Source organism: Heliobacterium chlorum, from assembly GCF_014502795.1.
GTDB lineage: Bacteria > Bacillota > Desulfitobacteriia > Heliobacteriales > Heliobacteriaceae > Heliobacterium > Heliobacterium chlorum.
Genome location: NZ_JACVHF010000042.1, coordinates 1 through 11,791 on the forward strand (window position 1 = coordinate 1; position 11,791 = coordinate 11,791).

Here is an 11,791-nt window from a genome sequence, read left to right on the forward strand (position 1 = left end):
CGTATCCCACTTCTCGGCGTCCAGAGTGCGGATAGCCTCAAACATGGAATTAACGATTTCACGGGTTTCGCCTTGAGCACCACGTTCCCAAAGACGTTGCTTGAAAACATTCTTCACCAGGGCTTCCTCAGAGAAATCCAGCATGAACGGTGGCATCATTACTCCAACTGGATACAGAGATCGCATGGCTTGCAGTGGTTCCTCGGGATGATTTGTTAGAACCTCTTCACATCGGGATAGCTGCTGTTCCATCATGCGAACATACCAGTCTGGATTTTTTGCTTCGTAGGGAATCACAAATCCCCAAGGCTTATTTGCTCGGAAGCCTCCGGCAATTCGGCGATTTCGGATGGTGTAGGTAATGAGATGGTCGTAGACCGTTTTACTCACGCCGATAAAGAGGAATGTTACGGTTTCTCCCCGGATGGGTTCATAGGAATGACCTGCTTTGACCATGCCGTTGAGAAACCGGTCGGTGTTGCCCATATCGTCATACTTTCCCAGATATAAGGCCGATGCAAAGGCACTAGATTTACGACCTTTATCGGTGGCCCGCAAGGCAATAACTCGACCGTGTTGAATTGGAGTGAATCCTTCGTCGACGTAGTTCTCATTAATGAAGTATTCAATCTTGTAGATGTCTGAGATACGTTCGGGGTCAAGATGGACACGAGAATTCCAGCGAATCTGATCCATATCAATCTTGAACAGATGGTTGTCCTCCTTTTGAATGATGAAGTTATCAAAGGTTCACACTATAGGAAAAGGGAGGCGATTAAATGTTTTTCTTTTCCGGATTCTTCTCGGGCTTCATTTCAGGGTTCTTCTTCAACTTGCTAACGTTCTTCTTTCCCTGCCATTGTAAAGATCGATTTCATAATGATGACTCAGCCTGTATGACCAAAACCTCTGATTCCACGTCCAGTTAGGTGGATACGATCCTTCAGCGATAACACGACTTCATGGAATACAGGCTGAAACACCAGTTGGGCCACACGATCGCCTTTTGAGATATTAATGGGCTCATCGCCAAGGTGGATTAGAATCACGCTAATATCTCCGGTATAATCGGTATCAATGGTTCCTGGTGTATTCAGCACGGTCACGCCATGTTTCAACGCCAACCCACTACGAGGACGTACTTGAGCTTCCATCCCCATTGGAATCTGAACGGCAACTCCTGTGCGAACAAGAATACGATCGCTGGGTTGCAGCAGCATAGAATCGAATCTATCGTCATACGGAGCTCCTGTTTTCCTGGGCGACACGACATCCAAAACATGCAGGTCAAAGCCACTGGCGAGAGGTGTCTGACGTTGAGGGACGATGGCGTCGGGGTGAAGTTTCTTCACAGAGATATTCAATCTGGTCCCTCCTACCCTGCTTTTTGCAGTTCGTTAAACTGTCGTTTCGGATACTCGTAATTCTTCCGAATATCTCCCCATGAGGAGACCTTCGTGAAGTACCCAATCACTCGGGTCATGTAATCAACAATCGGTTCGCCACAGATCGGACAGTTTTTACCGGTCCCCACAATGGACGTATGGCCACTGGCACAAACACCAAATCCATAATTGATGGCGAAGTGTTCTACTCCCTCCGATAAGGAAATCAGGATGAGTTTCCTCATTATAATAGGGTCGGTAATGCGTTCTTGAACATTAAGGTGCAGGATGCCGCCACCGCTAACAAGTTTCATAAAGCGACCGGTCAGTTTGATGCGATCTACACTGCCCATATCGGCGATTAGCGGGATATATTGATTGGAGTAAAGTTCAAACGGCTGAAGTTTTCCGTAGACTAGGCGATCTTTCTTGGCTAACGACACCGCTGTACTCTCCGCCGGAATTTCCTCAGTGTTAAAGGAATGACCTGTTTCCTGGCTAAAGGAGGTAGCGTATTCTTCCGTTCGCTTCAGTACCTTTTCGGTAAACGCTTGACCCTCTTTGCTTTCCATCGGAAGTCCCATAAACTCGCACATCTCATATTGACCGTGAATACCGATGGTGGAGAACAGCATGTCCAGCGAAAACCATCCCAGTGGTTTGAAGAATTTAAGGAACCCTTTCTCTACCCGTCGGCGTAAGATTTCTTCCCGGTGTACCAACAGCAGATCCCTGGCCATCTGTGCTCGCCGTTCCAATAGAGTGAAGAAGTGCTTTTCATCACGGGCATCCAATGCCAGCCTTGGGAAGTTGACTGTAACCACCCGGTGGGAACCGATATTAAGGCCGCCGTTACCGAAGCTGTCAGCCCTGTAGTTCATGCGTTCGGTATCATTGACGTACCTGCAGCACATTGCAATCTTGGAGCCTTCATTGGCGTAAATGTTCAGCACACCAAGCTTTACATTGATTCGACTGATAAACTCCAGGAAGTCTTCATCTAAAGGCTGTCGGTTCTCATCTACACATAGGTTGGCCGTCATGACAGGGAATCGGTACGGAAGGCCAGACGAGGGATCGCCGTTCGCAAAGAACTCAGCAATGATTTTCTGAATTTGCATGACGTACTCGACATCGACTTCCGAACCATCGGGGTAGCGATATCCGGAAAAAAGTTTCTTCAGGTTCTCACGGTCAAAGATAGATACGTTAGAAAACGGTGACTGCCCACTCGTTCGAAACTTGTTGTTGGCTACATGAACAAACTTCTGCCAGAGGTTAACGATGTAGTCCCGGTCATCTGGGTTTTCCGGATTGCGTCCTTCCTGTTTTAGATACCATGCAAGGTTGACGATAAGATCGCCGGGAGCCACCGCACCGGCAAACTCTTGACTTAGATCCATCACAACTTCGGTCACTTGAGCCATAAAGCTGTCTGACCGTTTGGGCGGTAGGCTTCTCAGTTGACCGTACGGACGGCCTTCGATCATCAAGTTCACCGCGGAGAAAGCGAAGCAGTACGGGATCTGAATCCCTTGCCCGGAGCTATCGTGAAAGTATAACTCTCCTTGCCATATGGCCGATATCAACTGATTGGCCCTGTGGATGCCGAAGCATTTCTTGCTGTACCGCCACAGCAGATAGTACCCTTCCAATTTCAAGATGCCTTTGGTGACCTCGGCCTGATAGTTGTTGGCAGACAGTTCCTCATTGGAGTTTGCGTTCTGATCGACACTGGCATCGGCCAGTCGCTTGGTAAAATAGTCGTGGGACATCTGCCCCACATCAACCTTGTTTGGACTGATTCCTTCCAGTTCCAACATCTTCATTCCAACGGGGTCTTTCGCAAACTTCTGATAGAGGGCATCGAATCCAGGTTCAAACGTTAGGGATATCTTCAAACCACCTTCTCCTTCCGTCGGTCCACAATGATTTGATTGGAGCTGGCCGGGAATCCGCCAGTGTGTAATTCCTGACGGTATTCCCCGGCAATGATAACGTCACATAGGTCGATGATGTCGTCGGAAATCGAGAAGATGTTGTAGCCCGTGTACAGCCATGTACTCAACCCAATGGATTTGACTGCTGCCAACAATACCTTCAACGCATTCGGCTGTTCCATAGGCTCCCCACCGACAAAGACCACGGCATCATAGAATCGTTGATTCGCTTGGATTCGCTGGATAATCTCGTCGGTATCCATCTCTTTCCCACAATCAAATGATTGCAGTTCAGGATTGTGGCAACCGGGACACTGTCGATGGCATCCTTGAAAGAAGATACAAAAGGCGATGCCGTCGGCGTCGGATGTATTCAGGTCATTAAAGCCAGCGATCCGAACCGTGGTCATCATGCCACCTCCGTTACGTCGGTCGCTGTCACTTTCCACTTCCGAAACCCTTGCCTATCGACCCAAACCCAGAACTCAAAATCGATTACTTCATCAATGTTGTGTTCTTTAATGGTCGCTTGGATATCAGCAATCTCTTTTCGATAGGCCGCCATGGAGAACCGCTTGGTTCGCTTGGACTGTACGGCTAAGATTCGTCTACGGCTGATTCCAAGCACATCGACTTTAGAATGGGAACCGGCAGACCTCAACACCAGAAATCCTCGTTCGGTCAACTCATGAACAATCCTTCGCTCAATTTCATAGCCTCGCTGATAATTCGTTCGCCCCATTACGCTGCCGCCCGTTCGCTCACCTGATGGCAGTGAGGTTTATATAGGCAGAAGAAGCATTTCTCCACCATGGCCCGAGGCAGTTCGTTGGTGTAGCACATACCGGCTACGTCTGCAAATTTATCTAACAGTCGATTACGGTCTTCATCGGATACCTTCATATAAAAGGCTCGCATGTCCGGTTTGGCCTCGGCCCCTTTCGTCCATCCGTCCTTCGCTAGGGATTCATACACAATGAGAAACTCATCTAGGCCAAATAACAGTGAGTATGCAACACATTGTTCTTTGTGATCGGCTTGGGCATCTTTCATTTTGTACTCCCCAATAACGCCAAGGGTTGTGGACTTGGTCTTAAACTCCAATCCGATTTTGCTCCCGTCTGGCTGATATTGAAGGACACCATCCATCATGCCGTACAATTGGAACCGCTGGCCGTTGTGGGCAAACTGCTTCACTCGACGGATATTCTTTTCCCAAGCTGGTCGATTGCCATCTTTGGTCCGAACCACAGTAAATCTTGGTTTATCAAGGTGCTTTTCTGCGTACAGTAAGTCTTTCTGCATGGCTCCATGAACGGCTGTGCCGTTCCTTGCCCATCGACGTTGGTATGGAAAGCGGTCGACAAATGATGCTTCTACGTGTTTTACTTTGAAATAAAGTTCCCGTTCACATTTATAAGCGGACGATGGAGAGAAAGTTATGACGCCATCTTCAAATCCTAACTCGCTGGAATCACTATTCACACCGTGTAGTTCATCCTCTAAAAACAGCCTGTCGATTTCACGGTCTTGTTTAACTTCAATGAAATGAATCGCGTCAAAGTGCCTAAGGATAGCTTTGGTCAATTCTGTACCTCGGCTGTTCTTCTCGGCTAAAACTTTTTCTCGTAGATTTATCGCCCCGTTACGGTTTACTAAGCTGCCGATGCAAACCACTCCCCTTTCGGTTTCCCCTCGCCCCATCGGGTCATCAATTCAGTGTCAACTTTTAACGGTACATTTAATTGAGCCGCTGAAGTCATACATTGTTCAATTTTCTGTATTTCAGAGCGAGTAATGTGATCATCCACCAGCATCAACGCCTCGTCGTGGACGGTCCCGCATAAAGACCAGCCTTTTTTCGAACAGTATTGATATAGGTTTAACATGGCTTTCTTCATCACATCAGCTGCAGTTCCTTGAATGATCGCATTGACACTTTGCCGTCGTACCGATTCTACCTCGCCTTTAATATCGTAAAACTTACGTTTCAAGTCCCTGGGGATATCGTTGTTTCTCCAGATGTTGAGCGGAAGTTCGTCGACGCCAAGAATGGAACAGATTTCTTTTGCCAAGGAATCGTAACCCTTTGCTTTGTGTCGGTGTCCCGGAAATCTTCGCTTTCGGCCATACAGGGTTTCCACATACTCATTTTCCTTTACGAACTCATGAGTCTTTTTAATGAAAGAATGGACTTTGGGGTAGGTTCTAAAAAAGTCTCGGATGAACTGTTGGGCTTCGTCGACTGTAATCCCAAGCTGGCTCGATAGCGTGTGCATACTGGTTCCATACATCACCGCTAACAATCCGACCTTCATCATCTTCCGGTACTTTGTTCCATCTCCACAGTCTTCAATAGGAACTTTGAATACCCGACTTGCCAGCGTGGAATACAGGTCTTGGCCGTTCAAATACGGCTCTTGAAGATGTTGATCCCCGCTGATATGAGCCAAAACTCGAGGTTCGATTTGTGAGAAATCGCTGCCGATCAGCAGTTTGCCGGGTGGAGCCACGATTAGCTTTCTTGCTTTGGGCGGCAAGTTCTGTAGATTGGGCTCGCTACTAGAAAACCGGCCTGTCACTGTGGATACCTGATTAAAGGAACCATGAATTCGTCCATCCGGTTTTATTTGTCCCGGCAGAGCCTCAACATACGTACTGAGTAACTTAGATAACTCCCGATATTTCAACAAGACTTCGATACCCGGATGTTTGTCCTTTAAGGCTTTCAGTGTCTTTACGTCTGTTGACCGGCCATTGACTTCCGGTAACTTCAACTCATCGTAAAACTTCCGGGCCAGTTGGATGGGTGAGTTAAAATTAATTTCGCCGAAGTGGTCCACCAGTGCTTTGTTTAGTTGAATGATTTCTAGCCGAAGTTCATCGCCGTACTGCACCGCATAGTCGCGGTCGATGAGAAAACCACTCTGCTCCATATCCACGCAGACATCAATCAACGGGTTCTCTACGTTTTGATGCAGTTGGCGTAAGGCATCCCGTTTTAATAAGTGATCCCGTTGCCATTCATATAGCTTCCAAGTGAGATGTGTATCCTTAGCGGCATACACCAGGGCCACATCTAGCGGAACTTCATCGAATCGAGTCTTTCCAAAGAGATCCTCATAGGTATGGCTAGAATCTTTGAATCCCAGATACTTCCCGTACTTCGTCGCTAGGTTTTTAAGTGCATAGGACGGCTCATTCTCATTCAACAAGGCCATCACCACCCGGGTATCATGAAGCAATCCCTTCATCCGAGTTCGATGGCGAACCAGCATGTGGATGTCGTACTTGGCATTGTGGAGCACCTTACCGATCGCGGGGTCTGTCAATATGGGGTGTAGTGCATTGAGGACCCGTGATCGCTTCAACTGTGTGCCAGCTTTATGAGCCACCGGGATATATACGTGATAATCCGCCTTAGGTAATGTGATCGACATTCCGACAATAACATCGTTGTATACGTCCAGCCCGGTGGTTTCGGTATCGAAGGCAATCACAGATTCGCCCTTTAGGTCATCGACGAGTCGTTCCAATTGGGCTTCTGTCTGAATCAGGCGGTAATTGCCTGGGGTATTTACGACCATTTCAGTAAGAATAGCCTGCTTTCGTTTCTCCTGTAGTTCTCGCCATAGTCGGAGAGCATGGGCCTTCGTGAACTTTTTTAAGCTCTCAACGCCTATCCCTAGTTCACCGTCATCAATCGCGGCCTTGACGGTCTTTAATCGCTTTTTATCTAAGTCCGTTAAGCCAGTTTGAAAAATGGCCTTCTTTTTGGCTCCTGTATGACTGACCCAGCCTGTAACCCATACTTCGTCCCATGTGGGCTCCCGTTGGGCCAAATTATTTTTTAATTGAGCCTCACGGACACGGTCTGTTAGAAGACTGCTTTCCGGCTTTTCTAATCGGCTAAAATCAAGACTGATTCTGCTCACCTCCAGTCGGGTGAAAGGGAGACGGTTTTACCCGTCCCATTAAAAAACACTGTCGGGAGCATCGTCATTCGGCGGAATCGGCACACATTCTTCCTCTTCCGTAACTCCGAAGACTTTCGTGACGGGGAACCCAGCGGTTTGCAGTTCTTTTATCTGTTGTTCACGATTCCGAGGTTGAAGGACTTGTTCGAAAAACGAATCTTCAACAACGGTATCAGCCAGTTGGTCAAACTTCTCACGGTCTTTCGCATTTAGCTTTAGGATGGGGTTTAAGGAGTACACCGTATCTTTCCGACTGCCAGTCCGTTTGAACATAAATGCCACATCGTGAATATCCCCTGCATACTGCTCGATGGTATCAATCAGTCCTAGGGCTTGACCTTTTGAAGCGTCGAACACTCGGAGAATCCCTTCATCTACATCGGCAAAGGCGAACATATACCGGTTCCTGGCTCGCAGTACGTCGAACCCTTCTTCCCCGGAACTGGCTGCCTCACAATGAGCACAGGCTTGTCCTGTTGGCTTGATGCAAGGCTGCGTATAAATTCCATGTGCGAAGGAGCCGTGGGAACGGTATTCCACATAATCCTCTGTGCTTAGGAGCCGAACACGAACGGATTCTCCATCTTTCAATCGCATATACACTTTTTTGAAATCAATGGTGAAAGACTTCTTCGCCATGGATTCTTTTGCCGCTTTTCCCCGTGCTGTTACAATTGACAAAGTAAATTCCTCCTGTACCATCATTTAATATTTATAAAGTTTATTTCATCGGTTATAATAAAACCGATTGTTGTTAGGCAACTTGTTCTTCTGAAGCCAAAAACCCTAACAGCTTTCTCTTTATTCGGGTTATCAATTGACGAGTTTTATCATCGTAGGTTTCAGCACCTAACATCTTTGATAGCTCGTCCATGGTAATTCCGAATTCTAACATTCGAACGATTTTTCCATAATGCTCATGAGTTTTGCAGAACTCATCGAGCATTTTTTTTATGATAACGACGTCATCGGTCATTTCTGAGTCTTCAATGAGGTCGATTAACGTCTCGCCCGTTACGTTGTCCTCAAATTCAAGAGACATCGTCATTTCTGGCGGGATGTTTTTCTTTTGTAAACTTTCTCTGTAGAGTGCGATCGCCTTTTGATTCAGATTGAAACGTAACCGTTGGGTAAATCTTGTTTTTTCTTTGTAGTGAACCGCAGTTACCCAAATCATTTCGTTAAATCCACTGACCAAGTCATCATAGTGGAGAAGCCCTCGTGTATTGAGAGACCGTTTATACGCCTCCTTTCTTACAATCGGTTGCATGAGTTTGAACAAGTCATCGAACGTCTGGCCGTCACCGCTTCTCAAGTACATCGTTGCCAACGCATCTGCTTTTCGGTCCAGTTCTTTGAATGTCAACTTAACTGTCCTTTCTTGTGTAGCGACGGATGTTTGTGGGGGCTTGTAATTACCCCTCTACTACATCATGTCGCTTTTTTTCGTCATTTGTGACGTTTGTAATTGCTTCCAATTTTCATATTCAGTTTTCAAGGAACAAAAAACGGTTATCTGGGTCAGGAACAGATTCCATGAAACCCAGATAACCGTTATCGATTCTGTGACTTTTTGTGTTTCCGACTTACGTGGTTTTTGAGTTAGCTGGTTGGTTAAACTAGCAACACGATAAAGATACCACTATATTGACAGTGCGTATAGATGTAAACGACTGGAATCCATTTCGTTCATAGTAACCTTTCGATAGGGATATCTTAAAAATTGTACTTGATAGAGAGGTATGGGTATGAATGGCAAAAAAGATGACCGCCAAAGAAAAGGGCGAGCAGCTCATTCGCCTTTCCGAAGTCGGTTCATATTTACGAAGCTTGAGAGAAGAAAAGGGTATCACGCTCAATGAACTTGGTGAATCGCTAAAAGTATCGGTTCCCTATCTGTCTGAGCTCGAACGCGGGTTTAAGATGCCCAGCGATAAACTAATCTTCGAACTCGCCCATTTTTTTCAATTAGATATTGAGGATTTATTTAATCGGTTTGGAAAAGTATCGGCGACAGCCGCAGACGAACTGGAACAAAATCCAAACTTACAAAAGACCGTTGCCCAGATCGCAAGAGATAAACGTCTTACCGAGGACCAAAAACAGGCATTATATGATGAATTTTTTAATGTATATCACACCTTTCTTCGGGAGATTGGAAAGGAAAACGGTGACGAATAACAGCAGGGACAAGAAGTGAAAGAGGTGAATTTACTTGACGTCGGGCGACTTAGATCGTTACATTTCCCTTTTTTTGTATAGTCTAGGGTTAATCATCCTTACTTGGACGTTTGGTTGTTGGTTTTTTCTTCAGATTCGCGTCAACCGGGAAGCCAAAGATTGTAATGTATGGCGGATGCCATCCGTTAATGAAGTTAAGGAAACTCTGCATACAAACCCAGAAAGTCTCGGAGAAGTTCTTGAAGTAATCATTCAATTCATTGACCTAAAGCTAAATCCCAATAAAAGGTACGTACTTAAAAATCCAATCCAATCTCGGATGGTCCTTTGGCTGACCATAACAACCATTGTGGCACTCGTTGCCACTGGCCTTTACGGTTTATTCAAATAGCTCACGCCACTAGGAAGCTATCTTTTCCCAGTAACAGCAGTCCTTAACTTGTTGCCTCACTTGGAGAAGTTCAACCTTTGTCAAATCATTGACGTCTTTGACAGACTTCGGCAGTTGAAGGCATTTAAGATGAACGTATCCTCCCAACTGCCGGATTATACTTTCGGCTATCCTTTTTCCAGGTTGGTCGTTGTCGGTGGCGATAATCAACTCTTCGATTGACGATTGCAGAATCAACTCCCGTTGCCGCCTTGATAGGTTGGCTCCCCCGAGAGCGACGGCTGGTTGACCGGCTTGCCAGAGGGTAATGGCGTCGATTTCGCTTTCTACGATACATAAGCGGGTCTTACCCGTCTTGTTGACGATATTTAAGCCGTATAGATGGTTTTTGATGGGTTGTCCATCAGGGTGATACCAGAACCACTTATGGTTTATACTTCTGAATTTAACTGTCGCCAGTTGGCCATCTTTATCGAACCATGGAAACGTGACGGCCTTATTCTGCCGATCGTAACCAATCTGGAAGGCCCGTTGGTACTTTTCTTCGATGCCACGCTTATTCGACAGGTACGGGTGGCGGAATCGATACTGTGTTAACAGGTCGGCGGACAAAGGTCCGACTTTGGGAGATTCTAAGAACAGGTTAAACGAAAGTTGAACATGGTCGATGTCTTGGAGATTCAAACAATAGGACTGCAACAGATAATCCTCAGATTCCCATACAGTCTCGTTCCGTAACCACGACAGCAGTTTTGGAAAACTGCCTTTATTCCATTCATCGCCATCACTACCGCTATCTATCCATACTCCGGTTTTGAGATGAACGGCAAAGGAAGGATTGCGTTCGTTACGGAAAGGGGAGCAGGCCAAAAACTTCTCCCCCCTCCAACGAGGACGCCGCCAATCATATTTTTGAAGTTCTGCTTCGATATCTACGTTAAGCTGATGGTTGAGGATGGTGATCACGACGCTTGGCTTCTCCGCTTCAGGATTTTCCGAGTGAACTCTAGACCTTTGGGAGAAACCAGCGTTCGACATTTGGTCATTAACTGCCCATTATTCCAGAAAGTGTATTCTTTGACGGCAAAGTACCCGCAATCAATATATTTTTGCAGAGGTAGGTTCTTATCAAAGCCATTTTTAATGAGAATGCCTTCTTCACGAAGAATTTGATAAACGCGGTTACGACCATCATTTAGCGACTTGGCCACCTCCGCAATCGTCTGCCAAGCGTGGGATTCGATAAAGGTATCAAACGCTTCTACCTTCGGTGCGTTTGCTTCAACCTTAGCGACGAGCTCTAGTCGCATTTTTTCGGTTTGGACAAGAGCATCCAATGCTTCCATATAGTTTTTGGGAATGATTCGGCCTTCAAAGGTGGCCTCCGACGTCTGCTCTTTCAATCGGTAATATTCGTCGACCAGCATTTCGTATGCTTGCCATGCCTGATCCGTCTGAAGGCTTTTGGCGTTTAGGCAAGCACCTTTTTCGGTCCATAGGTAAACAATTTTGGCCTTTTTAAGACTGATATCAAATTGATGATAGTTAAGAAAATCGCGTTTTGCCTTGCCTTCTAGCGTAAAAAAATGCTTCCCTTCAGTATATCGGTCTTTGTTACGGTTAAAGTTGTTACTAATGATTACAGCTTCCGTCCCAAACGCCTCGGCTAGTTGAGTCGTTGTCAGTACCCGTTGGCCCTGTTGTTCAATCACTTGCAAAGATAAGTTCGTCATTGATGTCGTCCTCCTAATTATTGTTTGAAGTTTTGGTTTCTTCGATGGGCATCCATTAGGAGGCCAGTTTTCTTCGCTTCAGAACATTCCGGATGAATTCTATCCCCGTGGGAGAAACCAGCGTTCGGCAACGAGTCATCCATTGTCCATCTTTCCAGAAGGTGTATTCCTTGACCGAAAAGTA

General features: G+C 46.2%; 12 protein-coding genes. 1 reads left to right on the forward strand and 11 read right to left on the reverse strand.

Annotated elements, in window-relative coordinates; genetic code table 11:
• The 9 genes from H1S01_RS18750 to H1S01_RS18790 form a co-directional block, all read right to left on the reverse strand.
• On the reverse strand, positions 1-696 hold a 696-nt coding region (locus tag H1S01_RS18750; protein WP_188041924.1), incomplete at its 3' end, for an FAD-dependent thymidylate synthase.
• Positions 697-887: 191 nt separating this feature from the next.
• Positions 888-1,364: a dUTP diphosphatase gene (gene dut, locus H1S01_RS18755; protein WP_188041925.1), complete on the reverse strand. Its 477-nt coding sequence runs from the start codon at positions 1,362-1,364 to the stop codon at positions 888-890.
• Positions 1,365-1,375: 11 nt separating this feature from the next.
• A complete protein-coding gene (locus H1S01_RS18760) occupies positions 1,376-3,286 on the reverse strand; it encodes an anaerobic ribonucleoside-triphosphate reductase (RefSeq protein WP_188041926.1) in 1,911 nt (636 codons plus the stop codon).
• Positions 3,283-3,735 (reverse strand): 4Fe-4S single cluster domain-containing protein, encoded by a 453-nt coding sequence (locus tag H1S01_RS18765; RefSeq protein ID WP_188041927.1) that lies wholly within the window; start codon positions 3,733-3,735, stop codon positions 3,283-3,285. Before H1S01_RS18765 ends, H1S01_RS18760 begins: the two co-directional genes overlap by 4 nt.
• Entirely contained in the window at positions 3,735-4,067 is a 333-nt protein-coding gene (locus H1S01_RS18770; protein ID WP_188041928.1) for a PDDEXK family nuclease, read from the reverse strand. The genes H1S01_RS18765 and H1S01_RS18770 overlap by 1 nt, the downstream gene beginning before the upstream one ends.
• Positions 4,067-5,002: a hypothetical protein gene (locus H1S01_RS18775; protein ID WP_188041929.1), complete on the reverse strand. Its 936-nt coding sequence runs from the start codon at positions 5,000-5,002 to the stop codon at positions 4,067-4,069. The genes H1S01_RS18770 and H1S01_RS18775 overlap by 1 nt, the downstream gene beginning before the upstream one ends.
• Positions 4,981-7,260, reverse strand: coding sequence for a DNA polymerase (locus H1S01_RS18780; protein WP_341479143.1), 2,280 nt, complete (start codon positions 7,258-7,260; stop codon positions 4,981-4,983). The genes H1S01_RS18775 and H1S01_RS18780 overlap by 22 nt, the downstream gene beginning before the upstream one ends.
• Positions 7,261-7,299: 39 nt before the next feature.
• The gene (locus H1S01_RS18785; protein ID WP_188041930.1) at positions 7,300-7,983 is read right to left on the reverse strand and encodes a hypothetical protein; all 684 of its coding nucleotides are present in this window, start codon (positions 7,981-7,983) and stop codon (positions 7,300-7,302) included.
• A 73-nt stretch (positions 7,984-8,056) separates the two neighbouring features.
• Entirely contained in the window at positions 8,057-8,668 is a 612-nt protein-coding gene (locus tag H1S01_RS18790) for a hypothetical protein (protein WP_188041931.1), read from the reverse strand.
• A gap of 386 nt (positions 8,669-9,054) precedes the next feature.
• On the opposite strand from H1S01_RS18790, the gene H1S01_RS18795 reads away from it, so the two are divergent.
• Entirely contained in the window at positions 9,055-9,483 is a 429-nt protein-coding gene (locus H1S01_RS18795; protein ID WP_188041932.1) for a helix-turn-helix domain-containing protein, read from the forward strand.
• Positions 9,484-9,883: 400 nt separating this feature from the next.
• Here H1S01_RS18795 and H1S01_RS18800 read toward each other — a convergent pair whose 3' ends face one another.
• Together H1S01_RS18800 and H1S01_RS18805 are read right to left on the reverse strand one after the other, a co-directional pair.
• The gene (locus H1S01_RS18800; RefSeq protein ID WP_341479144.1) at positions 9,884-10,840 is read right to left on the reverse strand and encodes a toprim domain-containing protein; all 957 of its coding nucleotides are present in this window, start codon (positions 10,838-10,840) and stop codon (positions 9,884-9,886) included.
• Positions 10,837-11,607, reverse strand: coding sequence for a phage antirepressor KilAC domain-containing protein (locus tag H1S01_RS18805; RefSeq protein WP_188041934.1), 771 nt, complete (start codon positions 11,605-11,607; stop codon positions 10,837-10,839). Before H1S01_RS18805 ends, H1S01_RS18800 begins: the two co-directional genes overlap by 4 nt.
• Positions 11,608-11,791 lie beyond the last annotated feature (184 nt).